The 22,900-nt window shown below is 71.4% G+C and carries 34 protein-coding genes; 6 read left to right on the forward strand and 28 right to left on the reverse strand.

Going from position 1 to position 22,900, the window contains the following annotated elements; genetic code table 11:
• Nucleotides 1-22: 22 nt before the first annotated feature.
• The 22 genes from ACH4SE_RS35800 to ACH4SE_RS35905 all read right to left on the reverse strand — a co-directional run bounded on the left by ACH4SE_RS35800 (nt 23) and on the right by ACH4SE_RS35905 (nt 10,852).
• Nucleotides 23-268 (reverse strand): hypothetical protein, encoded by a 246-nt coding sequence (locus tag ACH4SE_RS35800; RefSeq protein WP_398547758.1) that lies wholly within the window; start codon nt 266-268, stop codon nt 23-25.
• Nucleotides 269-321: 53 nt separating this feature from the next.
• Nucleotides 322-615 (reverse strand): hypothetical protein, encoded by a 294-nt coding sequence (locus ACH4SE_RS35805; RefSeq protein ID WP_398547759.1) that lies wholly within the window; start codon nt 613-615, stop codon nt 322-324.
• A 9-nt stretch (nt 616-624) separates the two neighbouring features.
• Nucleotides 625-975 (reverse strand): RRQRL motif-containing zinc-binding protein, encoded by a 351-nt coding sequence (locus ACH4SE_RS35810; protein ID WP_398547760.1) that lies wholly within the window; start codon nt 973-975, stop codon nt 625-627.
• Entirely contained in the window at nt 972-1,220 is a 249-nt protein-coding gene (locus ACH4SE_RS35815) for a hypothetical protein (RefSeq protein ID WP_398547761.1), read from the reverse strand. Before ACH4SE_RS35815 ends, ACH4SE_RS35810 begins: the two co-directional genes overlap by 4 nt.
• Nucleotides 1,221-1,286: 66 nt before the next feature.
• Nucleotides 1,287-1,520, reverse strand: a complete 234-nt coding sequence (locus ACH4SE_RS35820; RefSeq protein WP_398547762.1) for a hypothetical protein — start codon at nt 1,518-1,520, stop codon at nt 1,287-1,289.
• A complete protein-coding gene (locus tag ACH4SE_RS35825) occupies nt 1,517-1,789 on the reverse strand; it encodes a hypothetical protein (RefSeq protein WP_398547763.1) in 273 nt (90 codons plus the stop codon). The genes ACH4SE_RS35820 and ACH4SE_RS35825 overlap by 4 nt, the downstream gene beginning before the upstream one ends.
• Nucleotides 1,786-2,028 carry a DNA translocase FtsK gene (locus ACH4SE_RS35830; protein WP_398547764.1) on the reverse strand — a complete coding sequence of 81 codons (243 nt, stop codon included), beginning with the start codon at nt 2,026-2,028 and terminating at the stop codon, nt 1,786-1,788. Before ACH4SE_RS35830 ends, ACH4SE_RS35825 begins: the two co-directional genes overlap by 4 nt.
• Nucleotides 2,025-2,582: a DUF6919 domain-containing protein gene (locus ACH4SE_RS35835; protein ID WP_398547765.1), complete on the reverse strand. Its 558-nt coding sequence runs from the start codon at nt 2,580-2,582 to the stop codon at nt 2,025-2,027. Before ACH4SE_RS35835 ends, ACH4SE_RS35830 begins: the two co-directional genes overlap by 4 nt.
• Complete coding sequence (locus ACH4SE_RS35840) at nt 2,582-2,773, reverse strand: hypothetical protein (protein WP_398547766.1); 192 nt, start codon at nt 2,771-2,773, stop codon at nt 2,582-2,584. The genes ACH4SE_RS35835 and ACH4SE_RS35840 overlap by 1 nt, the downstream gene beginning before the upstream one ends.
• Nucleotides 2,770-3,066 carry a hypothetical protein gene (locus tag ACH4SE_RS35845; RefSeq protein WP_398547767.1) on the reverse strand — a complete coding sequence of 99 codons (297 nt, stop codon included), beginning with the start codon at nt 3,064-3,066 and terminating at the stop codon, nt 2,770-2,772. The genes ACH4SE_RS35840 and ACH4SE_RS35845 overlap by 4 nt, the downstream gene beginning before the upstream one ends.
• The gene (locus tag ACH4SE_RS35850; RefSeq protein WP_398547768.1) at nt 3,063-3,302 is read right to left on the reverse strand and encodes a hypothetical protein; all 240 of its coding nucleotides are present in this window, start codon (nt 3,300-3,302) and stop codon (nt 3,063-3,065) included. The genes ACH4SE_RS35845 and ACH4SE_RS35850 overlap by 4 nt, the downstream gene beginning before the upstream one ends.
• A complete protein-coding gene (locus tag ACH4SE_RS35855; RefSeq protein WP_398547769.1) occupies nt 3,302-3,661 on the reverse strand; it encodes an ATPase in 360 nt (119 codons plus the stop codon). Before ACH4SE_RS35855 ends, ACH4SE_RS35850 begins: the two co-directional genes overlap by 1 nt.
• Before the next feature lie 13 nt (nt 3,662-3,674).
• A complete protein-coding gene (locus ACH4SE_RS35860; RefSeq protein ID WP_398547770.1) occupies nt 3,675-4,313 on the reverse strand; it encodes a hypothetical protein in 639 nt (212 codons plus the stop codon).
• A gap of 92 nt (nt 4,314-4,405) precedes the next feature.
• On the reverse strand, nt 4,406-4,723 hold the full coding sequence (locus ACH4SE_RS35865; protein ID WP_398547771.1) for a hypothetical protein: 318 nt from the start codon (nt 4,721-4,723) through the stop codon (nt 4,406-4,408).
• 38 nt (nt 4,724-4,761) lie between these two features.
• A complete protein-coding gene (locus tag ACH4SE_RS35870; protein ID WP_398547772.1) occupies nt 4,762-5,055 on the reverse strand; it encodes a hypothetical protein in 294 nt (97 codons plus the stop codon).
• Nucleotide 5,056: 1 nt separating this feature from the next.
• Nucleotides 5,057-5,614 (reverse strand): hypothetical protein, encoded by a 558-nt coding sequence (locus tag ACH4SE_RS35875; RefSeq protein ID WP_398547773.1) that lies wholly within the window; start codon nt 5,612-5,614, stop codon nt 5,057-5,059.
• Nucleotides 5,615-5,704: 90 nt separating this feature from the next.
• Nucleotides 5,705-5,932, reverse strand: coding sequence for a hypothetical protein (locus tag ACH4SE_RS35880; protein WP_398547774.1), 228 nt, complete (start codon nt 5,930-5,932; stop codon nt 5,705-5,707).
• A 213-nt stretch (nt 5,933-6,145) separates the two neighbouring features.
• Nucleotides 6,146-8,410 carry a hypothetical protein gene (locus tag ACH4SE_RS35885; protein WP_398547775.1) on the reverse strand — a complete coding sequence of 755 codons (2,265 nt, stop codon included), beginning with the start codon at nt 8,408-8,410 and terminating at the stop codon, nt 6,146-6,148.
• A 66-nt stretch (nt 8,411-8,476) separates the two neighbouring features.
• The gene (locus ACH4SE_RS35890; protein ID WP_398547776.1) at nt 8,477-8,911 is read right to left on the reverse strand and encodes a hypothetical protein; all 435 of its coding nucleotides are present in this window, start codon (nt 8,909-8,911) and stop codon (nt 8,477-8,479) included.
• Between the two features lie 149 nt (nt 8,912-9,060).
• A complete protein-coding gene (locus ACH4SE_RS35895) occupies nt 9,061-10,245 on the reverse strand; it encodes a hypothetical protein (RefSeq protein ID WP_398547777.1) in 1,185 nt (394 codons plus the stop codon).
• Nucleotides 10,245-10,463, reverse strand: coding sequence for a hypothetical protein (locus ACH4SE_RS35900; RefSeq protein WP_398547778.1), 219 nt, complete (start codon nt 10,461-10,463; stop codon nt 10,245-10,247). Before ACH4SE_RS35900 ends, ACH4SE_RS35895 begins: the two co-directional genes overlap by 1 nt.
• Nucleotides 10,460-10,852, reverse strand: coding sequence for a hypothetical protein (locus ACH4SE_RS35905; RefSeq protein WP_398547779.1), 393 nt, complete (start codon nt 10,850-10,852; stop codon nt 10,460-10,462). The genes ACH4SE_RS35900 and ACH4SE_RS35905 overlap by 4 nt, the downstream gene beginning before the upstream one ends.
• Before the next feature lie 294 nt (nt 10,853-11,146).
• On the opposite strand from ACH4SE_RS35905, the gene ACH4SE_RS35910 reads away from it, so the two are divergent.
• The 4 genes from ACH4SE_RS35910 to ACH4SE_RS35925 all read left to right on the forward strand — a co-directional run bounded on the left by ACH4SE_RS35910 (nt 11,147) and on the right by ACH4SE_RS35925 (nt 15,321).
• On the forward strand, nt 11,147-11,923 hold the full coding sequence (locus tag ACH4SE_RS35910) for a GntR family transcriptional regulator (RefSeq protein WP_398547780.1): 777 nt from the start codon (nt 11,147-11,149) through the stop codon (nt 11,921-11,923).
• Between the two features lie 12 nt (nt 11,924-11,935).
• Entirely contained in the window at nt 11,936-12,484 is a 549-nt protein-coding gene (locus tag ACH4SE_RS35915; RefSeq protein WP_398547781.1) for a UTRA domain-containing protein, read from the forward strand.
• Between the two features lie 144 nt (nt 12,485-12,628).
• On the forward strand, nt 12,629-13,633 hold the full coding sequence (locus ACH4SE_RS35920; protein ID WP_398547782.1) for a bifunctional DNA primase/polymerase: 1,005 nt from the start codon (nt 12,629-12,631) through the stop codon (nt 13,631-13,633).
• Nucleotides 13,630-15,321, forward strand: a complete 1,692-nt coding sequence (locus tag ACH4SE_RS35925; protein WP_398547783.1) for an ATP-binding protein — start codon at nt 13,630-13,632, stop codon at nt 15,319-15,321. Before ACH4SE_RS35920 ends, ACH4SE_RS35925 begins: the two co-directional genes overlap by 4 nt.
• Before the next feature lie 195 nt (nt 15,322-15,516).
• Here ACH4SE_RS35925 and ACH4SE_RS35930 read toward each other — a convergent pair whose 3' ends face one another.
• From ACH4SE_RS35930 to ACH4SE_RS35945, 4 genes are all read right to left on the reverse strand, one after another.
• Nucleotides 15,517-15,723, reverse strand: coding sequence for a YozE family protein (locus ACH4SE_RS35930; RefSeq protein ID WP_398547784.1), 207 nt, complete (start codon nt 15,721-15,723; stop codon nt 15,517-15,519).
• Between the two features lie 1,038 nt (nt 15,724-16,761).
• On the reverse strand, nt 16,762-17,313 hold the full coding sequence (locus ACH4SE_RS35935) for a hypothetical protein (protein WP_398547785.1): 552 nt from the start codon (nt 17,311-17,313) through the stop codon (nt 16,762-16,764).
• Nucleotides 17,310-18,245: a ParA family protein gene (locus ACH4SE_RS35940; RefSeq protein ID WP_398547786.1), complete on the reverse strand. Its 936-nt coding sequence runs from the start codon at nt 18,243-18,245 to the stop codon at nt 17,310-17,312. The genes ACH4SE_RS35935 and ACH4SE_RS35940 overlap by 4 nt, the downstream gene beginning before the upstream one ends.
• A 283-nt stretch (nt 18,246-18,528) precedes the next feature.
• Entirely contained in the window at nt 18,529-19,209 is a 681-nt protein-coding gene (locus ACH4SE_RS35945) for a hypothetical protein (protein ID WP_398547787.1), read from the reverse strand.
• A 265-nt stretch (nt 19,210-19,474) separates the two neighbouring features.
• Here ACH4SE_RS35945 and ACH4SE_RS35950 point away from each other — a divergent pair, with 265 nt between their 5' ends.
• Both ACH4SE_RS35950 and ACH4SE_RS35955 read left to right on the forward strand, forming a co-directional pair.
• On the forward strand, nt 19,475-20,155 hold the full coding sequence (locus tag ACH4SE_RS35950) for a hypothetical protein (protein WP_398547788.1): 681 nt from the start codon (nt 19,475-19,477) through the stop codon (nt 20,153-20,155).
• Nucleotides 20,155-20,358 carry a hypothetical protein gene (locus ACH4SE_RS35955; RefSeq protein WP_398547789.1) on the forward strand — a complete coding sequence of 68 codons (204 nt, stop codon included), beginning with the start codon at nt 20,155-20,157 and terminating at the stop codon, nt 20,356-20,358. Before ACH4SE_RS35950 ends, ACH4SE_RS35955 begins: the two co-directional genes overlap by 1 nt.
• A gap of 897 nt (nt 20,359-21,255) precedes the next feature.
• Here the strand turns inward: ACH4SE_RS35955 and ACH4SE_RS35960 are convergent.
• Together ACH4SE_RS35960 and ACH4SE_RS35965 are read right to left on the reverse strand one after the other, a co-directional pair.
• On the reverse strand, nt 21,256-22,320 hold the full coding sequence (locus ACH4SE_RS35960; protein WP_398547790.1) for a tyrosine-type recombinase/integrase: 1,065 nt from the start codon (nt 22,318-22,320) through the stop codon (nt 21,256-21,258).
• Entirely contained in the window at nt 22,317-22,712 is a 396-nt protein-coding gene (locus ACH4SE_RS35965; RefSeq protein ID WP_398547791.1) for a hypothetical protein, read from the reverse strand. The genes ACH4SE_RS35960 and ACH4SE_RS35965 overlap by 4 nt, the downstream gene beginning before the upstream one ends.
• Nucleotides 22,713-22,900 lie beyond the last annotated feature (188 nt).

Below are 22,900 nucleotides of genomic sequence, written 5' to 3' on the forward strand. Positions count from 1 at the left end.
GGGGCGGCGGCCGCCGGGCGGCTCAGGGGCGCAGCCGGTATTCGGGGCACTTCTGCGGGTCGCCCCACGACGCGGTGTGCGGCACGGTCGCTCCGCACCAGGGGCAGGGGACCACCGGGTTGGACGCCGATCCCTCCACTCCGCAGTACCCGACCTCGCCCCACTGCTCGGACAGGAAAACGGTCACGGCCTGCCGACCGCAGGTGCACAGCTCGCCGGCGACGGCGGGTCGCTGGGTCGTCTGGGATTCGGGGGGCTTGTCTGCCATATGGGCATCCTCCCAGGAAGGGGAAGCGACGCTCAGCCGCTTCGGTGAAGGGGCTACAGGTAGGCGTCGATGTTGACCAGGCGGTCGCCGGCGCGGCCCAGGAGCGTGCTCTTTTCCGGGTCGCTGTCCGGCAGGGGCTGCGCGTCGCGGAGGTAGGTGACGGCCGCGGCGAGTTCCTCGGCGCCCTCGCGGAGACGGTCGTCGCCGTGGCGTGCCCACACGTGGGCGACGATGGCGAGTTCCTCGGTGAACGCCTCGGGCTCCATGGCGGCGAGGCCGTCGAGTTCGAGGTGGCGTCCCAGGTCGGGGCCGTACTTGGCGATGAACTGGGAGAGCTGGGTGGTCATGCTGACCTCCTAGTTGTCGAAGCAGGGGGTGCACACGCCGAGGTTCGGCGAGATGCGGTAGCCGCGGTCTTCGCCGCAGGCGGGGCAGATGCGCTGTGCGCGCAGGGCGGCTTCTATCGCGCGCCACTTCGCGGGGGTCATCGGGCGGACCGGCTTGGCCAGGCTCACGTCGTACAGGTAGGCCCGGCGGACCTCGCCACGGGCGAGCTTGGAGCGCCACTCCAGCTGCGCGACCACGGGGTGGCCTCCCGGGCGAAGTCCGAGGGCCTTGAGCTGGTTGTAGGTCTTCAGCCCGTCGGGGGCCTCGCGGTAGCGGTAGGTGGGGATGGTGGTCAGCGGCGCGTCCGTGGAGGTGGTCACTGCTGCTGCGTGCCGCCGGCGCGGGGGGCGGCGTGCTGCCGCAGGTGCCTGTCGCGGACGTAGGCGACCTCGGCCTTGGTGGAGCTGGTGAAGGTCCAGGTGTCCGCGCTGCAGGCGGCGCCGTACTGGGTGCGGCCGGTGCATCCGGAGTCCGCGTCTGCGGGCTTGCCGGTGCTGGTGACCTTGTGGGCGCAGACCGATCCGTCGTCGTGAAGCGGCCTGATGGTGGCGGTGATGCGGGCCATCGCTGGGATTCCTCTCGGGTCCGGTGCGGGGCCGGGGCCGCCGTGGTGGCGGCCCCGGCCGGGCGGCTACCAGCCGTTGACGTCCATGAACTGGCGGCGTTCGCGGGTGGTCTGCGGGGGGACGCGCTGGACTTCGTGGTGGTCGACGCGCACCCGGACGCCGGGGCGGACCCGCTCCAGCAGGGCGACCGCCAGGGCGGCGGGCACGTCGGTGTCGGCGGTGGTGTCGGGCAGGGTGACCACCGAGGTGGTCTGGGTGCAGGTGGCCGAGTCGGTCCAGGTCACGGAATAGGCGGTCACGGACTGACCTCCCCGTCGATGGCGACCTGCCCGGTGATCTGCAGCGTCGGCAGCAGCGCGTCGAACCCGGCCTGGTGGGCGGCGTCGCGGGTGTCGCAGAGCACGACGGTGCCGCCGGCCAGTACCGACCAGCCGTAGGAGCGGGCGACGATGACGGCCTCTTCCAGCCCGTCGAGGCGGAACTCGGCGCCGTCGTCGTCCTGCAGGCAGCGGCCGTCGACGTCGCACTCGATCGAGACGCACTTCTTCGGGTGCAGCGGCATGGTCACCGCCCCGCCTTCTGCGCGTCGGTGAGGATCGCGTGGGCGCGCTGCGGGTCGGTGACCAGCACGTCGCGGTGCTGGGAGTGCCGCGAGCAGCCGACGATGCCGTGCTCGGCGAGGTCGATCAGGATCTGTTCGGCCAGCCCCGCGCCGATGCGCAGTCGGCGCTGCAGCATCGGCCGGGAGCCGAACTGGGTGCTGGAGACGAGTTCGGCCGCGTGGAAGTGGAGGTCGGTGAGCTTCATGCCGCCCGCCTCCCGCTGACCCGGTCCAGCACGTTCCACAGCCGCTGGCCGGGGCCGAACACCGGGTCGATGATGGCGACCTGCTCGGCGGTGCACAGCACGCCGGCGGCAGGCAGGCTCAGCCCTTGCCAGAGGTAGAGCAGGTCGTCCCGGCCGACCCGGGCTCCGTACCAGGTGAAGGGCTCGCCCTTGACCTCGGTGACGGTGACCCGGGCGGGCGCCGGTGCGGTGGTGGTACCGGTGCCGGCGGTGACCACGGTCAGGCCGGCGGACCGGGCCTCGAACACCAGCCGCCGCAGGAACGCGGTGTCGTGGACGAAGCCGGTCACCGCCGGGCGCTGGCGGCCGTGCAGACCGATCCGGCCCGGCTGGGAGTCGTCGGTGAGGAATCCGGCGCGGTTGGCGGCCGCCAGCGTGGTGATCAGCTCGGTGGTCTCCGGCTCGGGACGGCGGGCGAGGTAGGCGGGCCGGGTGCGGATCCGGCCTTCCAGCCAGAGCGCCATCAGGTCGCACATGTCGCCGAAGGTCCTCGCGCCCTTCCAGGTGCGGGCCATCAGCCGCTCACCTCGTCGGTGGCCTCGTAGGAGTCGATGTGCACGCGGCCTTCGTCACGGATGCCACCCAAAGCGGCGGCCGCGATGATCGGGGCGAAGAGGTCGGCCGTGCCCGCGTTCATCAGATAGACCTTGGTGACGCGGTGGTCGCCGGTGATGACGTCGGTCCAACGGACGTTGTAGCCGGTCACAGCCACACCTCCACCCAGTCCGCCACCGGGCCGCGGCCGGCGTGGCGGGCGAGGTAGTCGCGCAGCTTCTCCAGGGCCAGGCGGTGGTTGTCGTTGACCTGGCCGAGGATGCGGCCGCGGTCGGTCAGCTCATCCCACAGCCCGGCCTCGACCGCGCCGGTGGACGCGAACGACTGGCCGAGCGGGCCGTCCATCCACCAGGACCCGATGACGCGGGCCGCTCCGTCACTGATCAGGCCCGGGGCCTTGCGGCAGTGCGCGAAGACCCGCTGTTCGTCGCCGTAGAGACTCACGCCTCCTCCCACATCAGCTCGGAGACGGCGGCCGGGTCGGCGTTGCACAGCGCGGCCAGCTCGGCGGTGGTCATGCCCTTGCGCTGCGCGCCCTCCCAGACGAGCTTCGGCGCGACCGCGCCGACCAGCGTCTGGAGCGGACCGGCGCAGAACGAGGCCATCAGCGGCGCGTCGTCCGCCCTGGCGGTGCCGGCCTTCTTGGCGGCCGCGAGGGCTTCCTCGTACGTGGCGGCCATCAGCGGTTCACCACCGGCAGGTCGATGTCCCGGTGGGTGACGGTGACCTGCCGTCCCATGTGCTGCAGGCTGCGGGTCACGATGTCGGCGACGACCACCGAGCGGTGGCGGCCGCCGGCGCAGCCGACCGCGATGGTCCGGGGGCCGCTGGGCTCACCGGCCTTGGCGACCAGGTCGGCGATGACGTCCATGACGCCGGGGGTGTTCAGGACGGTGAGGATGACGTCCTGGTCGCGGCCGGTGAGCTGCCGCATCTCGGGGTTGACGTGCGGGTCGCGGTACGGGCGCATGTCCTGGGTGATGTCGGCGGCGGGCGGTTCGCCGTGCAGGTAGCCGAAGCTGATGATGGTCAGGCTCATGTGTTTCTCCTGGTCAGCGGCGGGCGGCGTGGGCGGCGTCGCGGACGACGCGCAGGACCTGGTCGCGGGAGACGTGCCGCGCGTCGTTCCACTGGTGGTACGGCTCGCGGATGCCGCGGGCGGCCAGCACGTTCTGGATCTGCACGCCGGCGGCGGCCGCGGTGTCCTCGGTGCCGTAGCCGAGCCGGAAGATCACGGCCTGCGCGCCGAGGATGCAGCGGCGGCCGCCCGGGGTCCGCCAGTGGCTGGGGGTCTTGGCCCAGCCCCACTTCTCCAGGACCAGCGCGGTCAGCTCCAGGTGCTCCGCGACGCTGATCCGCAAGCGCTGGACTCCCTCGCCGCGGCGGGCCGGGTGCAGGGACAGCAGCCGGTCCGGGAGGATCCGCCAGATCCCGCCGGGCAGGACCGCGCCGTTCTCCGGGCGCGCGCTGCGACCGGTCGGGGCGGGCAGGCTCGCCAGCGCGTCCCGCACCAGCTCATCCGTGGTGGCGGTGACCAGCGGGTGGGCGGTGGCCCGGGTGCGGGCGGCGAGGTAGTGCTCGATGTCGGCGACCAGCTCGACCGCCAGGCCGTCGACGGCCGCGTCACCGAGCAGCGCGTTCAGCTCCTCTGCGGTACTGCGGCTTGCCCTGTCGTGGGTGGCTGTGTTCATCTCGGGAGTGCCTCCGAGTCGTCTGCTGATGGGTCGGTTGGCGGGTGGGGCGCCCCGGAAGCTGGCCGGCGGAGGGGGCGCCCCGGTCGGATCTAGGACCAGTGCCAGGGCTCGCGGTTCTTGGCCGCACTGTCGGCGGCGTCGGCGAGCCGGTGCGCGACCGTGTCCCAGCCCTCGGTCATCCGCGGGCTGCATGCCGCGAGCTTGAGGACGTTGGCGATCGGCCCGGCCTCGCGCGGGGTGATCTCGAACGGGCCGTCCGCGCGCTGGACCTGGTCGAACAGCGGCAGCACGATGCGCCAGTCCTTGCTGCTCACCACGTGCGCGACCTGCTTGCTCAGGTTGTCGAGCTGCAGCGCCGAGAGGTGGACCCTCTCGCCGTACGGCGCGTGGTCGTAGTTCCATCCCATGGGTGGGTGTCCTTCCTGGTCACGGGTGTTGGGGTTGATCAGGACCATCGCCAGGGCTTGCCGAGCACGGCGGCCTGCTTCGCGGCGGCCGCGATGTCCTCGGTGAGCCGGACTATCGACGGGTACATGCGCGGGCTGCACGCCGCCTCCTGCAGGACCTCCGCCATCCGTCCCGCCTCGTCGGCCGGGATGGTGAAGGCGCCGGCGCAGTCGAACAGCGGCGCCACGGTCTTCCAGTCCCACTCCGGCATCACCAGGTGCAGCTCGACAGCCCAGTCGGTGATGTCGGTCTCCGAGCGCGGGAACGTCAGGTGCTCGATCTGCCAGGCCATGTCACACGCCCGACGTGGCGCGGATGACCTGCTCGGCGTAGTCGTGGAGGCTGCCGGTGATGAACGGCCCCTGCTGCTGCGCGCGGATGCGGTCGACCGCGTCGACGTCGAAGTCGAGGTCCTCGTTCGACTCCCAGCCGCAGGCCTTCAACGGGCCGTCGCCGTAGCCGCCGTAGTTGATCCCGGAGATCGTCGTGATCGACTGCCACCCGGCGGGGCGGACGTCGGTGAGCTGGCCGCCGTGCCGGTAGTACGCCTGCGAGGCGGTCGTGCCGTGCACGGTGATGGCCACGCGGGCGATGCCCGGGTAGCCGACCAGCTCGATGTCGAGCTTGCGGCGGCGGAAGTAGTAGAAGCAGTGGGTGCCGTCGACCGCGTACCACTTGCTCGGGACCTTGATTCCCATGGCCCAGATGGCGGCCTTCTTCGCGTCCTTGGCGTTGGCGCGGCGGGCCTTGGCGTCGGTGAGCGGCCGGTCGAGGGCGTCGACCGCGACGGCCGGGACGGCTTCGATCAGCCGCCGGTAGGCGGCAGCTCCGAGGGAGCGGGTGCGGGACACGAGTCCTCCTGGTGGGTGGTCGGGCCGGGCGGGCTGTCCGGTCCTCCGCCCGGCACGGCGGTGGCGGCCGCCGTGCCGGACAGGGGGCCGTCAGACCTGGATCGCGGAGCAGCCGTTGGCGTGGGCCTGAGCCCCGCCCAACATCTGCGGGTCCTTCTCGCCGCTGAGGCTGTAGTCGCCGTTGTCCAGGCACCCGCCGCAGCCCCAGCCCCAGCCGCCGGTGCCCTGGCGGTAGATCTGCACGAGCTGGCCGGAGGCGGTCCTCCAGGCGGTGCCGGTCGGGGTCCAGTTGGCGGGGAAGCCGGTCTTGCTGGCCATGGGCGTGTCTCCTCTTTGTGGTGATTCGCGGGGTGGTCCGGGAGGTGGTCACCCCCCGGTTCGTGCCGGGTTTGACCTGGTTTGACGGGTGGTCCGGGAGTGGTCGCGGGTGGTCGTGCCCACCGGGTGGACCGCGTGGCGACCGGGCGACGTACCGGGACAATCCGGGCGCTGACTAGGGGGTGACCGGGTCAGCGACCGGGTGAGATGCCCCTATTTGCCGTGGCTGGCGCGGGCCTCCGCGAGCTGCTCGCGGGTGTAGCCGTTGGGGTTGGCCATGCCGTCTATGGCGCCGAGCTTGCGCGTGGTGCCGGCCCCGGCGTCGCGCAGCCGGGCCTGGAGCTGGGCTGCGGTCAGGCCGTCGTAGCGGGCCGGGATCGCGGTGGTGAGCAGTTCGACCAGCCGGTCGGTGCGGGCGCGGTCGACGCCGGCGCCGTCGAGCACGCCGATCGCGTCGTCCAGCAGGTTCCGCGCAGCGGTGACGGCCGGGTCGACGTGCCCGTGGGTGGTGGCGTCGCCGGTGAGCGTCCCGGCCGCGATGCGCAGCTCCCGGCCGCGCAGGCAGATGTCTTTGAAGTCGGGCAGGTCGATGACGTCGGCCTTGAGCGTGACGTGGCCTTCCTCGCCGCCCTGGTCCAGCACGACGACGCCCTTGCTGTCCTCGGTGAGCATGTGCGGCGCGGCGCCGCCGGCCACCGCGTCGTCGCCGAGGACCATCTTGGCGCTGCGGTCGCCCTTGACCCGGCAGCTCGCGCGCTTGGCGCAGACCTCGCGCAGCGCGGTCGGCACGCTGTTGGCGTCCGGGCGCTGGGTGATGAACACGCCCATCCCGCCCACAAACCTGGTCACGCGGACGTAGCGGGCGAAGCTCTCGACCAGCACGTCCTTGCCGGACCGGGTCGGGGTGCGGCCGGGCTTGTCGGGGTCGGCGTTCTCGTCGTCGACGGCGACGCGGACCAGGGCGGCGCCGTCCAGCAGCTCCTGCAGCTCGTCGACGACCAGGAGCACCGGACCCATGCCGTCAGCGGCCAGCTCCTGGGTGATCTTCCCCTCGGGTGCCTTGTCCGGGTCGGTCTCGTACAGCTCCTCCAGCACGGTGCCGCGGTCCTGCATCTCGGCGATGGTGCCCTCCATCACCGCCAGGACCTCGCGGATGATGTCCGGGGTGGCGCCCGCGATGTAGCGGTGGGCGATGTGCTTGAGCGGTGCCCAGTCCGGGCCGGTCTTGCCCGTGACCACGATGATGCGGACCGTGGGGTCCAGCGCGGCGGCCGCCGCGACCAGGCGGGCGAAGTAGCTCTTGCCGTAGCCCATCAAGCCGCCGACCATCAGCGAGTTCCACAGCAGGTGCATGACCTGCCGGGCCAGGCGCGCGTCGGCGCCGAGCGGCACGCCCTGGTTCCAGAAGTCCCACTGCGGGGCGTCGACCAGCACGGACTTGGTCTTGGTCTTGCCGTAGGGGGAGTCGGAGTTGGCGACCCACAGTCGGACCCGGCCCTCGTGCCCGTCCTCGCCCGCGTCGTGGGTCAGCTCGATCCGCTGCTTCTTGATGCGCAGCGCGGACGCCAGTTCCTCGACGCGGGAGGTGGCCACGGACGCCTTGACGCCGCGCGGCAGTTCGACCGTGGCGGTCCAGCCGGGGCCGTCTTCGCGCAGGCCGCCGACCGTGTGCGTCTCGGGGATTTCCTTGTCGGCGATGATTCCGGCCTTGGCGAATGCGGTGACCAGGTCCAATTCGCCGCGCACCCGGTGCTCGTCACGCTTGACCAGGTCGACGGACGCGAAGAACGGCGGCAGCGGCTTTTCGGCCGGCTCCTCGCCGCGCGGGCCGGGTACGGCGGTGGTGTCGGCGTCGCCGGCGGCGGGCTGCTCCTGGTCGTCGTTGTCCTCGGCGGGCTTGCCCGCGACCCAGACCGTGACGAGCGCGGCCAGCAGCTCCAGCGGCAGCATCACCGGTGTGTGGAAGTCCAAGGTGAGCGCGCCGTATCCGGCGGCCAGGACGATGCCGATGCGGGTCATGCGGCGGCGCCAGCGCAGGCGCTGGATGTCGCGGCGGGTGATCGCGTCGGCGACCAGCTCCGGCCCGGCCTGCGCGACCGACCCGAGCGCGATGCCGAGCCGGGCGGCGTCGGTGGCGTCGCCTTCGTCGGCCTCCTCGGTGATGGCCCGGCGGAGCTTGCGCAGGTCGCGCTGCTGCTCGCCGATGGCCTTCTCGTTGCGGCGGTCGCGGTCGACGGCGACCTCGTTGAGCGCGACCTCGATGTCGTCCATCTCCGAGACCATCAGCCAGGCGGCGCCGGCGGCCTGGAGCCGGGCGTAGCCGGTGCTCATCCGCGCGACGGCCTGGACCCACCAGCCCTCGGGGGCCTCCGCCTGCGTGCTGGGGTCGGCCGGGGCGTCGGGGACCGGGGTCAGGGTGACCGGCGCCGGCGGGTGGAGCGGCGGCGGCGGTACGGGCTGCGTGGTGTCGAGTGCCATGGGATGCCTCCAAGTCGGGTGGGGCGGGGGCGGCGGCCCCGGCCGGGACCGCCGCGGGGTGCTCGGTCAGCCCGCGATGCCGCTGGCCACGTTCGACACGGCGGTGACGCCGGAGTTGACCAGGGAGGTGGACAGGCCACCCAGGACGCTGGTGGACAGCGAGACGCCGAGCGAGAAGGAGACGATCAGCCAGATCCACTTCTGGCCGTGGTGCTTGGCCGCGTACCAGACCAGGAAGCCGAGGATGATCACACCGGTCGTGCCCGCCGCGATGGCGGGGGCGGACTGCACGGTGGCCTGCTGCGGGGTGTTGGTGTAGGTCGCGGGGGCGATCGGCTGGACGGCGGCGGCCTGCTGCGCGGACACCGTGGTGTCGGCGACGGCGGCGACGGCCTGGTGGTGCGCGTCGGTCGTGAGGTCGGCCGCCGTGGCAGTGCCGGCCAGGCCCAGGATTCCGACGGTGGCGGCGGAGACGACGATGGTGCGGACGGTGCTGTTCACGGTGGTCCCTTCCAGGGGTGAGTGGAGCTGGGGGAATGGCTGTGGTGCGGTGTCTGAGGGGATTGCGGCCTGCTACTTGCCGCTGCCGTTCTCGCTGCGCTTGTTGACCTCGGCGAGTCGGCGGTGCATCTCGGCTTCCTGCTCTTCCGTCACGACGGACTCACCTCCTCGGCCGTCTCAGCCGCCTTGGCGGCCTTGGCCGCAGCGCTCATCTGGCGGCGGGCCACGGGGCTGTACTGGACGTCGCCGGGCACCCTGCGGGGAGGGGTTCCGCCGTTGCGCCTGCGGCCGTCTTCACCGCTCTTGCGGGGCGCCTTGGGGGCCGTCCCGGCGGGGGGGTCCATTTGGGAATCGACCTGCGCATTTGCGTCTTTTTCGGTCTTGCTCAGCGGGCTGTTCGAGGCGACCCGCACGGCGTGCCGGGCGGCCCTGCGGGCAGCGATCGTCTCGGCCGTCGTGCCGGTCTCCGCGCCGTGGATTTCGTCCCAGGCGCGCTTGTACGTGCGCTCGCTCGGAACGACCTCGCCGACGATCCGGCGGCGCAGCCGCGACCGCTTCGGGGCGACCTCGCCGAGCGCTGCCGCGAGGTAGACCGCCCGCTCCCAGACCTTGGTGTCCTCGTTCGCCCGGGCCGCGTTGACCGCGGTCACCCGGCGGGCTTCGTCGCGCGCGGCGCGGGCCTCGGCCCGGCGGACCTTGCGCGGGAGTCGGCCCTCCTTCTTAGCCAGACGACCGTGCTCGTGCAGGTCCCAGATCAGCGGACCGGCCAGCGAGCAGAACGCGCCGCCGAGCCCGGTCGCCAACCCGTAGGCGGACATGCCGTGCAGCAGGTTCACCGACGCAGCGAACAGCGCGCCGCATCCGGCGAGCAGCCGGTAGAGCCACGCCGGGCGGTCCTCGTCGATCGCGGCCTGCGCGCCGGCCAGCAGCGCCCACGCGATGCCCTCGATCACCAGCGGCGCGACGACCAGGAACGGCGCCTTCGGCGAGTAGAACGCCATCACCTGGAGCGGGAGCGAGACCAGCACGCACACGACCGCGATGCTCAGCGCCGCCTTGCGCCAGGTGGCCGCGCTCGCCGCTGCCCGCGCCTTGGCGGCCGCCTCTTCGCTGGCCGCCTCATCCCGGCGCCGGCGGGCGTCCGCAGCCTCCGCCAGTTCGGCTTCAATCTCCTTCTGCGCGCGGGCCGCGGCCTTCTCCTGCAGCAGCTCCTGGCGGGCGGCCTCGGCCCGGTTCTTGATCCGGGCCGCCTCCGCCTCGGCCTCCAGCAGCGACGCCTTCGCCAGACCCTCCGCGTACGTCTCGCCCTCGGGGCGCAGCTCGGTGACCGACATCAGGCACCGACCTTCCGGCGCCGGTGCAGCACGTACGCACCCAGGCCCATGCCGACCAGCAGCGGCTGAGCGGCAGCCCAGACCGTGACGGTGGTGACCACGACAGCGACGGCGACCGGGAGCGCCGGGGCCAGCAGCAGCAGGCCGACCAGCGCGGCGAGCGCGATACGGCGCTGCGTGCGGGTGGTGGCACGTGCCCGGTTCAGGAAGTCGTTCATGCCGCCACCGCCACCGGGGCCGGAGCCGCGTCGGCGGCGGGCACGAGCTGGGTGACGCGGGCCAGCGCGATGTCCTCGGCGGCCGCGGTCATCGGGAGCTTGTAGGCGCCGCGGCCGGAGAAGTCCGTGGGCACCTCGCGGGCCAGCCGGAAGTGGCTGGACTGCTCGGACCACGCCAGCCTCGACAGCCAGTCGAACGCCTGCTTGTCGCCGGCGGGAACCTCACCGATCTTCTGGACCACGCGCAGCCAGGTGGCCGCCGCGATGTCCTCGGCCAAGTGCCAGTGGTAGCGACCCAACCGGGCACGAAGCGTTCTCACCAGGCGGTCGTTGTACAGCTCGAACAGGTGCGACAGACGATCGCCCTGCGCGTCGGTAATGTCAGGCATCGGGGTCGTGTCTCCTTCCACTGGTGACGGCCCCTCGGCGGCCCCGGGGTGCAACCCGGGGCCGTTTTCGGCATAGCGATGCCCGGGACGCGGGACGTCACGGGTAATTCGCCGCCCTCGTCAGAACTAGTTCTGAGGGCGACGTGACGATTAAGACACTCTCCGGAGCCGATGTCAATAGAACTAGTTCTGGGATTCGCAGGACGACACGCGGAGATGATCCACTCCACCGACTGTCCAAGTAGAACTAGTTCTGCCACACTGGGTAGCCTGATCGCCGGACAAGGAGGGCAAGTGGAGGACAGCAAGGGCTCAAAGGTTCAGCGGCTAGCCGCTGACCTGCGAGAAAAGATCCGACAGGGCGTGTATCCGCCCGGGTCCGCGCTGCCTCATGTCCGGGATCTCCAGGACGCTGAGGGCGTCGCGTTCCAGACGGCCCGCGATGTCTACAAGGTCCTGGAAGACGAGGGTCTGATCGTCTCGCGCAAGGGCAAAGGGACCTTCGTCTCCCCGATCCTGGGGAAGATCCACCGCGACGGCACAGGGCGGTACATCAAGGCTGCGCGAGAAGAGGGCGGAGCCAGGGGAGCCTTCGCGGGCGAGATCGCTCGACTGGGCATGAGCCCGAACTCCGACACCGTGATCAGCCGCGAGCGTCCGCCGAGCCGCGTCGCCCAGATCCTGGGGATGCACCACTCAGCCAAAGCCCTGGTCAGAGCACGCACCATGCGAGCTGATGACACGGTCGTCCAGGTCGCAACCTCGTACTTCCCTGGAGACATCGCCTTCGGCACCCAGCTCGAACAACAAGACACTGGCGACGGAGGCAGCAAGTCTCGACTCGCAGAGGCCGGCCACCCGCAGGTCCGCATCCGCGAATCGGTCGACGTCAGGCCGCCCTCGAAAGAAGAGGCCAAGGCACTGGGCATCCCCGCCACCAGGTCCGTCTTCGAGATCACTCACGTTGGGATCACAGCCGCAGGTCGGGCCGTTGAGGTCTGCCTGCACGTCCTACCCGTCACCCTGTGGTCACTCAGCTACGAGTGGCCTATTGACCAACCCGAAACCTGAGAGGAACCTCCCTTGACCAGCAACAACGCCATCGTCCGCGACGCAAGTGAGCGCTACTACAAGGCTCGACGCGAGGCAGGCGAGAGCCGCGGTGCCTTCGAGACGGAGATTCGGCGTCTGGGGGGCTCGCCTCGTGTGGAAACCGAGGTCCGGCGCGGGGTCGCGCCTAGCAACGTCGCCGGGTTGCTCGACATCGCCACGACCGAAGAGACGGTCATTCGTGCTCGCCACATGTACAACGGCGACAAGCTCGTGCAGCTCGCTGACTCCTTCATCCCGCTGGATGTGGCTGAGGCAGCGTCGATTGACAACCCTGACCCCGGTCTCGGCGGCATCATCAGCCGCATGGCGGAGGCCGGTTTCGAGCAGACCGAGGTGATCGAGGAAGTCACCCAGTACGCCGCCACCGCCGTCGAAGCCGAGGCGTTCGGCGTGGAGGTCGGAACCTCCCTCCTCCAGATCGTCCACGTCGGCTACACGGCGGATCACCGAGCCGTAGAGGTCACCGTTCACCGCCCCGGACCTGGCTGGGTCCTCCGCTTCGGCGTCCCCCTGAGCTGAACGGGGTGGCCAACCTCGTTGGCCCAGTAGCAGGATTGGCCCCTAAACACCGAAAAGGCGCCCTGGCAGGGGCGCCTATCGGTCACAAACGCCGGACTCGTCACCCGGCCACGTTCGAGCGACTGCTTGGAGGTCCGCTCTCCTATGAGAGTACGAGAAAGTGCCCCGCTCCCGCCACATCCCGCCTCGCGGGACGGCGGGAGACCTACTTCACAACGCACAGCACTGCTCGCCAGCGCTCTGCACTACGCCGAGCGGGGCATGTACGTGCACCCGCTGCTGGTCGGCGGCAAGGAACCTCGGTGGGACGGCTGGGAGGCGCGGGCGACCCGCGACCCGGCCCTGATCGAGCGCACCTGGGGCCGCGCTCCGTTCAACATCGGCGTGGCCTGTGGGCCATCTGGCCTGGTCGCGGTCGACCTCGACCTGCCGCACGACGGCGAGGTCTCCGGTGAAGCGGGCGTCGTCGACGGCGCGACGATGCTGCAGGCGCTGGCAGCCCGTACCCCCGGTGCCCGGATCACACCGACGCTGACCGTGGTCACCGCGAGCGGCGGCCGCCACCTGATCTACCGGGCTCCGGCCGGTTCCGCGCTGCGGAACAGCGCGCGACGGCTCGGCTTCTGCATCGACACCCGGGCCGCCGGCGGCTACGTCGTCGGGATCGGGTCGGTCGTCGACGGCCGCCGCTACACCCTGGAGGGCAGCCTCACCGATCCGGCGGTGCTGCCCGGCTGGCTACTGACCCTGCTCACCAGCTCGGCCGAGCCACCCAAAACGGGGCGGGCGCCGCGGCGGGCGGAGGTCGTCACCCGGCTGCGGGAGCTGACCCGGCAGGGCACCCGCGAGCAGCGGTGGGCGTACGGCATCCTGCGGTCCGAGCACGACGACCTGGCGGCCACCGGCGAGGGCGGCCGGAACGACCGGCTGAACCTCGCGGCCTACCGCGCGGGCCAGCTGGTCGGCGCCGGCCTGCTCGACCAGGCGGTCGCCGAGGAGATGCTGACCGCGGCCGCCGACGCCTGCGGGCTCGGCGAGCGGTCCCCGGTAGAGGTCGCCAAGACGCTGCGCTCGGGGATGACGGCGGGCATCGCTCGGCCGCGCCGGATGGGCACCGCTGCGGTCCGCCGGACCGGCGGTGCCGCGTGAGCACACCCGAGGACGACTTCGCGGCGTACCAGAAAGAGCAGGCCAAGGCCGCCAAGCTGCGTGAGCAGATGGAGGCGATGAACCCCGACGAACTGGCGGCGTTCCGGGAGTGGAGGGCGACCAGGGACAAGCCGGTCCCGCCGCAGCGGGCCGCCCCGGCGAAGGGCGAGGGCGGTGGCCGGGGTCCGTCGATCGCCGATCAGCTCATCGCCATGGCCGACCAGCGGTACGAGTTCGGCAACTCCGACTCCGGCGACCTGTACGCGGTTCCCAAGGACGGGCCGCGGATCGCGCGGTTGCTGCGGGGCGGGCGGATCTCGCTGCGGGCGGAGCTGGCCCGGATGTACTACGGCCTGCACGGCAAGGCCGCGTCCAGCTCGGCGCTGGCCGACGCGATGCTGGCCATCGAGGGGCGGGCGCAGGCCGAAGACCCGGTTTCGCTGCACCTGCGGGTCGCGCCGTTGGGCAAGCGCGCCGAGGACGGGTTCGTGCTCGACCTCGGCCGGGCGGACGGCCTGGTCGTCACCGTGACCACCAAGGGGTGGACGGTGGGGCAGCCCACCCGCGAGCAGCCGCTGTTCCGCCGCTCGCAGCTCACCCAGCCGTTGCCGCTGCCCGAGGGCGGCGGGCACCTGCGGGAGCTGCGCGGGCTGCTCAACTGCACCGATGAGTCGTGGCCGCTGCTGATCTCGTGGCTGGTCGCGGGCATGGTGCCCGACATCCCGCACCCGCTGCTGTTCGTCTCCGGCGAGCAGGGCACCGCGAAGTCGACCGCGACCAAGATGCTGGTCAAGCTCCTCGACCCGTCGGCGGCGCCGGCGCGGTCCACGCCGAAGGACCCGGACGACTGGGCGACCGCGGCGGTCGGCTCCTGGGTGGTCGGCCTGGACAACCTCAGCCGCATCCCGGAGTGGCTGTCGGACGCGATGTGCCGGGCCGCGACCGGCGACGCCAACGTCAAGCGCACCCTGTACTCCGACTCCGACGTCACCGTGCAGGAGTTCCGCCGGGTGCTGATCGTCAACGGCATCGACGTCGGCACCCTGCGCGGCGACCTGGCCGACCGCATGATCCCGGTCCACCTGCACCGGATCACCCAGCGCCGCACCGAGACCGCGCTGTGGGAGGCGTACGACGAAGCCCAGCCGCGCATCCTCGGCGCGCTCCTGGACCTCATCGTCGCAACCCTGTCCAAGCTCGGCGAGGTCCGCGAGAAGGCCGACCGCGGGGAGATCCCGCTGCCCCGCATGGCCGACTACGGCCTGATCATGGCCGCGCTCGACCAGGTCAGCGGCCACTCCTCCAGCATCCTGACCGACTACCTCAGCCAGCGCACCGAGCTGGCCGAAGAGGTCGTCGAGTCCAACCAGGTCGCCTCCAAGCTGCTGACGATGATGAAGACCAAGACCCTGGTCGACGGCAAGGCGGTGTGGGAGGGCACCGCGGCCGAGCTGCTCGACCAGCTCACCACCGAGATGCCCGGCAACATCCCGGACAAGTGGCCACGCACCGCCGGCGCCCTGTCCGGCCGGATCAACCGCGTCGCCTCCGACCTCGACAAGCTCGGTCTGGACATCACCCGCAACAAGACCAACGGCGTCAAGACCCTGACCATGACCTACACCCCGCGCACCGCCCCGCAGGACCAGCCAGCACCCGAGCACGTCCAGGAGCTGCTGCTGACGTAGCCGCCCACACCCGTTCACCACGGATGCCGACCCGCCGCACTCCGGCGGGCCATCGGCATGCCCGGAAGAAGACACCGCTCAGAGGCGGCTTATCTAGCCAGATTTCCCGCAAAGCCGCAGCCCACCGGCCCTTGGCCTGGTCGGCGATGGGGCGGTGGGCTGCGTTTTCCTGCTGCCGGGGCGCGTCGGCGGGGGTCAGCCGCGGCGGTAGAGCTCCCACGCCTGGTGGAGCGTGTCGAGCGCGGCCTGCGAGGCGCCGGCGTCCTCCAGGTGCTCGGTGAAGGTCTCCAGTTCGTCGGGACCGGCGGGCCAGTCGGGATCGGCCGCCGCGTCCCTCGCCAGATCGCCTACCGCGTTCCTGGCCTGCACGTTCTTGCCTAACCACTCAGTGAAGCCGTTCACCGGCTGCTCCCTCGTCTGCTGCCTGGACCGGCCGCCGACCCTACCGCCGGCCACCGACAGCCGATCACCACCCGTGATCACCGCCGGGGTCGCTTCACCCGTTCGGCAGGGTCGCACTTGCGACCGGCCAGGGTCGCACTTGCGACCGGCCAGGGTCGCACTTTGCGGCCCCAGGGTCGCACTTCACGAAAAAGAGCGGCCCTAGGGTCGCACTTTGCGGCCCCAGGGTCGCACTTGCGGCCCTCGGATCGGCCGGTGCGACCCTGCCACTGACCTGCTGTGTGTCCCTTATGTGGCCTTTGGAGGGTCGCAGGGTCGCACTTTGCCCCCTCTTCTCTGTTGGAATGAGGAAGAAGAGAGAAGAAGACGAGAGATGCGGGGAACAAGTGCGACCCTGCGACCCTGTCAGACTGACGACAACCCCCGCGATGATCTACGCAGTGTGATCACTGTGGCCCGCGCCCGGCCGACGACCTCGGTGCCGGGGCGCGTCGCCCGCCTTTGGGTGGCACTCGCGCGGTGCCACCGACCGGTGGCCGCTGACGCGGCGGGGCTCTGGACGGACCTTGCGGAGCGGGGCGCAGCGCTCCGGCGGCCCGCGGTGGCGGCCCGGTACTCGTATCGCTGCCGCCAGGGGACATGCCCCCTGGCGGCAGCGATACGAGTACCGGGCCCACGGCTTGTTCTCAACAGTATTGGTGCAGGTCGCGGGGCTCAGCCCCGGCCGACTTGGCGTCGTAGCCCCGGTTACGCAGCGCTACTCGTCCGTTGGCGGCAGCTATACGAGCGGACCCCCGTGGCAGGGCGGCGCGAGTGAGCTGCGGCAGGCGGGCGGGCCGCGCCCGGCGGCGGCCGGGAGGCCGGCCAGCGGCCGGTTCGGGCGCCGCCGGTGAACGCGCGGCCCGCATAGACCCGCGGCCGGGGGTGCCGAGCGCGGACGCGCTCGTCCGTTCTCCCCTCCCCCGCCAGGTCGCGCCGCCGGGCCGACCCTCCACCGGCGGCGCGTCGGCGAGGATCGGGGAGCCGATGGACCGGCGGTCAGTCCCGGCGGCCGGGCAGGAAGGCGTTGAGGGACACCGCGCCGAGCTTGGTGCGGTCTCCGGCTCCGGCGGCGGCCACCAGGCGGTCGAAGACCTCAAGCTGAGCGGGGGTGAGCGCGGCCTGGACCTGCACGGGTCCTCCGCCGCGGTACCGGATCTGCGATTCGGCGGGCGGGAAGAGGTCGGCGTCGTCCGGCATGATGCGGGCGGCGGCGAGCAGCGCGGCGGTGTCGGTCTTCGCCGCGGCGTTGAGAGCGGCGAGCAGCACCGTGGTGTTGGTGCGGCCACGGGCTCGCCGCCGGTAGCGCTCCAGCCGGGCCGCCACGTTCTGCGAGACGTAGACGACGACCCGCTGCGGTCCGGGATTCGGCGCGGTTTCGGCGGCTGGTCGGGGAACGGGCCGCGCAGGTGGCCGCGCCTGGTCGGCGGGAGGCTGGGGATTCCGGCCGGGTCGGCGCGGCAGCAGACTGCCGGTGCCGGCAGCCCGTCCTGCGCCGAGGCCGAACAGATCAGCGGTCTCCCCGGCGGGTTCTGGTCCCAAGCCGCTCACGCGCTCGTCTCCAGTGCTGCGATCCGGGAGAACATCTCCCGGGTCAGGCCCGCCAAGTCCTCGGCCACCGACGCGGAGGTGGTGCTCACCACCTGCTCGCGTGACGCCTCGCCGGTCCGCAACTGCCAGAACGCCGGATTGGAGGCGGCGGCCTGCTCCAACTCGTGGACCAGGAGACCGCGCTCGCGCGCCTGCCGGCTGACTGCCTCGGAGTGCCTGATCACGGCGCTGAACATCGGCGCCCCCTCGCCGAGCACCTTCTCCACGTCCCGCCGGACGTCCTTGCGGATGGCGGTGGAGGAACTGCCGGAGGCGAACAGCACCACGCCGAGCAGCTCCAGGGCCGGGTTGACCTTCTTGCGCACCAGGGCGAATTGCTTGGCGATCCCGCCGAGCCCGTCCTCGATCGACGCCTTGTCGGACTTCACCGGCACCACCAGCCAGCGGGCTGCGGCGAGGGCGAGCTGCTGCAGGGGCGGATTCTCCGGCGGCGAGTCGATGACCACCAGGTCGTAGTTGCCTGCGACCTGCTGCAACGACACCGCGAGCATCAGGGCCTGGCGCTCGGCCTGGAACTGGTAGCGGTTGGACAGTATCGATGGCAGATGCCCGACCGCAGCTCCGCCCACGCACACGTCAAGGTTCGGCCGGCCGCTGCTGACCGGCCTCAACGCCGTGCCTTCCGCGACTGCGTCGGCCAGCGCCTGGCCGTCGTCGTCGAGCGGCCCCTCGCGGTAGCCCAGCTCCCGCCCGACATTGCCCTGGCCGTTGAGGTCGATCAGCAGCACGGTCGTGTCGTCCGCGGCCGCCAGCCCGGCGGTGTTCGATGCGACGGTGGTCTTCCCCACCCCGCCCTTGCCGTTCCCGAAGGTGACCACCCTCGACAAGCTCTCCCGGTCGATGACCGGCATGTCCGCGTCGTCGGTCAGCATGTTGCCTCTCCTGTGCTCAAGGCCGTGTGCTGCCCCACGGGGACGCACACGGGGAGTCCCGTGGGCACCCATGTTGACAGCACCACGTGTCAGCTCACGAGTATGCCCATGGGCATCCCTATGGGGACTCCTACGGGAATGCACATGGGTAAACAGGTGGGCTTAAGCATTGGGAACCGTGTTGATTCTGCTGTGTGCTTGAGGCGGCTCAGCTCTGGCGTTCTCACAGGTCAAGACGCCTATCTGTCCGCCCGCTTCCGCCCGATAGCCGGCGTCCAGGAGGTCACAGCAGGCGGTGTACCGCGCTCCTGATGATGTCGCCCGTGGTGATGATCTGGGCCTGCAGTTCGGCGCGTTGCAGGATCGAGTCGGGGTCGGGCCGCGATGCCATGCTGGCCACCAGGAAGGCGAGCAGCGAGCCGCCCATCCCGTTGCGTGACGCCTCGCGCATGACGACTTCTGGGCCGTCGCCCCAGCGTTCCTGCCACTCCCACAGCGCCTCGACCACGCTGGCGTTCTTCCAGTGCACCGCGCGCACCAGCTGCTCGCCGAGATCGTCGGGGAGCCGGACGGCCAGGCGTGCGGTGAGGGTGGTCGGGTCCTCCTCGCCGCGGCCGTAGTGCTGCGGCCCGGCGCCGACCGGGCGGCCGGGAGCGCCGACGTGCTCAGTAGGGACCGGCGGGTACTCGCCGAGCATCTTGCGCGCCTTCAACTCCGCGCGGATCGCGCGGGCCAGGACCAAGTCCCGGGTGCCGGCCAACTTCCCGGCCTGCCGCATCCCGGCGAGACGTGCCCGCACTCGGGCGCGGGCCTGGCTGGCGGCCTTCCCTCGCAGGAAGGAAATCCCCTCCTTGTCGCGGGCCTCTTTCAACCAGGCCCGCTCCACCGACCGGGCCAACGTGGCCACTTTCTCCAGGGCCTCGAAGTCCTCGGGCTCCAGCGCCACCACGAACTGCCTCGACATGTGCCGAGTCTAGCTAGATAACCCGCCTGGCCTGCGGAGAGCTGCACGGGAGTGCCCGGCGGTGGCCGCGTCGCCGGGCGGTGAACGCATTCCCGCGAAGCGGATATGGCCGTGAATAGTGGCGCTATATCTAGCTAGATTTGCCGCATCAACACAGCTCAACACGGCTTTAGGTGCGTTGCGGTGGGTGTTGCGCGTGGCTACCTTGGGATGTGGCTGGACGGCGCGGCAAGGGTGCTGTCCCTCATGGCGGAGGTGCGAGGCGATGGCGAGAGCATCGGTGAAGGAACCGGCGGATTTCGGTCCGCAGCAGTTCCCGGACCGGCTGGGTCTGCGGTTATGGGAGTTCCAGCGGGCGCTGGACGACGGGTTGATTCCGCTGTCCGACGTCGCCGGCGGACGCTGGTCGGCCGCGGTGGTGGCGGCCGCGGCGGAGCGCCTGGGGGAGATCCGCGCGGCGGTCGGCACGCTGCCCGATGTCGGCGCGTGGCGGGCTGCCGAGCTGCTCGCCGAGCGGTTCGGCGTCGAGGTGAGCGCCGAGACGGTGATGGAGCTGGGGCGCAAGGACATCATCCCGGTCAGCGGCGAGTACAAGGGCAACGCGCTGTACGACGGCCGTGCCCTGGAACGGTTCGCCGACCGGCGGGCGCTGGCGGCCGCGGCGGCGTCGGGCCGGCTGCACACCAAGGACTCGGCGGCGGGCTACCTGCGGGTGCGGCCCGCCGACGTCGAGCACCTGGTGCGCGCGGGCTGGCTCACCGAGGTCCACCGGGTGCACAGCTCCTACCAGCCGAGGAAGGCGGCCCCGGCGGTCGCGCTGTTCCGCCAGGGCGACCTGGACGTGTTGCTCGCCCACCCGGCCATCGACTGGGACGACGTGCGGGCCACCCCCAAGGGGCGGCCCTCCGCACTGGCGAAGCTCACTGCGAGCCGGGCAGGCCGCTGATGGGCGACCGCCGGGAGTTCCCGGCCCCGCTGCCCGGCACCGCCAAGGTGAGGATCACCGCCGACGCCGAGACGACCGAGCGCCTGCTGTCCGTCCTGACGGCGTACTTCACCTGCACCACCCCGGCCGGGTACTCCGGCGGCCGCTCCTACCTCGACATCGACACCCGGCCGGTTCCTCCCTCACACCCCGAAGCCGAGTGAAACCGCCGGGGCCGCGTCCGTAACCCGCCGGACGCGCGCTCGTTGAACACGCTGAGGCAACCCCATGCCAAAGCCCCAGGACCAGCCCCCACGGTCCTGGGGCTTTCGGCTGTCTCCAGCCGCACGGCCGGGCTTCAACTGCCGTGCCGGGTGGGAGGCGCGCGGAGTGGTGCGTAGCGGGACCCTGGCGCATGACGTACTCGATGCCGGTCTGGGACTTGCCGACGCCCCCCGTCAGGCCAGCCGTCGCAGGCGTGCCGAATAAGCTGCGTGAACGCGCTCACAAACCTTGGCAAAACTTGGTGTTCTTGCAGGTCAGGGGCGGTTTCGTGATCTGTTTTCCGTGATTCGTGCCTCGCAATGAGCGCGAATCCTGCCTATGCTGGCGGCGCAGGAACAGGAAGGGCCCGCACCTGGATTGGTACGGGCCCACTGCGGGACCGCCGGCTACCGGCCGCTCGAAGCCCTCACATCCAGTAGCACCTGGATCACCGTGAGGACCACGAGCATTCGGTCGTAGTCCGGCGGTTTCGTGCTGTGTAGCCAGTCGCGGAGTTTCCGCATGCGGCATCACCTTCCCTTCCACGTGGCAAGGAAGATGCGCGCACAGCACGTCCGGGAAGAACGCTACCCCACCGCGCCGATACCTGGGGGGCGTCACAGTCTGACACCGCAACACATGCCGCTCTGACCTGCGAAGTTCCTTCTGTTGCTCCTTGTTGCTCGGCCGCACCTCGACTCGGTGGCCGTACGACAGGTCTAACTTCCCAGTGCCCTATCCCAGTTCGCCGAATTCTTAGGGATCTGGGTAGTCCTCCAGATTTCGAGACTTTATAGAGAGACTGGAGAGACTTTCCGATCACGCCGAACTACGCGCTCTCCCGCTCCTTCGAGCGGTCACTCAGCGAGCTTGTCCGCCAGGCGCGCGGCGAGGGTGTGCCCGGGGTGGGTCTCGTGGCGGCGCCGGCGCCGGTTGTAGCGCTGGGTGGTGCGCGGGTCGCGGTGGTTGACCGCGTCCTGGACGTCCTGCAGCGGCACGCCGGCGTCGAGGCTGTCGGTGATGAACCCGTGCCGCAGCACGTGCGGCTTGATGGTGTCCGTCTGCGGCAGCCCGGCCTTCTTCGCCAGGCGCCGCAGCAGCTTCCACACCTCCGGCTCGCCGAGCCGGGCGCCAGTGCGGGTGGCGAACAGTGGACCGGACGTGCGGCCGCCGAGGTAGCGCTCCAGCGCGTCCAGGGCGAGCGGCACCACCGGCTTCGGGCGGACCTTCCCTCCCTTGACCCGCAGCGGCAGCGTGCGGTGCCCGCGGTCGTAGCCGAGCTGGTCGGCGTCCAGGGCCAGGACCTCGTCGACGCGCGGCCCCATCAGGTAGAGCAGCAGCACCAGCGCCTCGGCCCGCGGCGACCACGCGGCGGCGGTGGTGATCAGCCGCGCCGTCTCGTCCTCGGTCAGCCCCTGGGTGGACGACTCGTCAGGGTCGACCACCGGCCGCAGCACCGCCTCGAACGGGTCGCCCGATGCGGCGCCGGCGCGCACCGCGTAGGTGTAGAAGCTGCTCGCCGACGACAGCACGTTCGCCCGGGAGGCGTCGGAGCGCGGCTTGCCGGTCGGGGCCAGCTCGCCGCGGCGGCCGCCGCGTACCCGCACCATCGTCGGCGCGGTCTCCAGGTACCGGGCGAACGCATCGGCCAGCGGGAACGTCGCGGCCAGCGGGTGCACCCCGCGCTGTCGGCAGTACGCCTCCCACACCCGGAAACCGCGGGCGTAGGCCCGGCGGGTGTTCGCGCTCGGCCAGCGGGCGACCCAGCCGCCGGCGACGTCGACCAGGGCGTCACCCTCGCCGTACACCGCGGCCAGATCCTCGCGCAGCCGCCGGGCCTCGACCGGCCAGTCCTCGCGCGGATCGGCGACCGCCGCGGCGACGTCGCCGGCGGCCGGAGCCCGAAGCTGCAGCTCGGTCACCGGCGCTCCCGCGGGCGCGGCGCGGAGGTGTCGGGGATGTCGTAGCCCTCGGCGACCAGGCCGCGGAAGGTGGCCTCGGTGTCGGCCTTGGCCCGGTCGTACTCCTCGTGCGTCACGCCGGGCTTGCCGCTGATCAGCTTCTGGGCCAGCTCGGTGGTGCGGGTGATCGCGTGGCCGTAGACGAGCATCGCTTCGTCGCGGCTGAGCCGGTCGCCCTCGGTCCACTCCCGGCGCCGCTCGTTGGCGGCCGCCAGGTCGGCGGCGGCTTTGTCGAGTGCGGCCTGAGCCTCGGCGGCGAGGTGGTCGAAGTAGAGGTGCACGGCGCTGTTGGCGGTGGCCGCGTCGGACTCGGCGCGGGCCTTGGCTTCGGCTTGCTGCTGCTTGGTCGGCATCCCGGCAGCCTATCGGCGGACGGCAGGATAACGGTCATTATCCTGCCGTTTTCTGAGCCTCTCCGGACGGGTGAACGCGGGTCGCTGGCCTGTCCCCGGCGACATCGACGGGGTGGCCGGTTGTGTGCGGACAGACGCGGCCGGTGTCAGTGGCCTACGTCACGCTACTGCTGCTACACCGACAGGAA

Origin of the sequence: Streptomyces sp. NPDC020983, assembly GCF_044333485.1 — a bacterium.
In the GTDB taxonomy this organism is placed as follows: Bacteria; Actinomycetota; Actinomycetes; order Streptomycetales; family Streptomycetaceae; genus Actinacidiphila.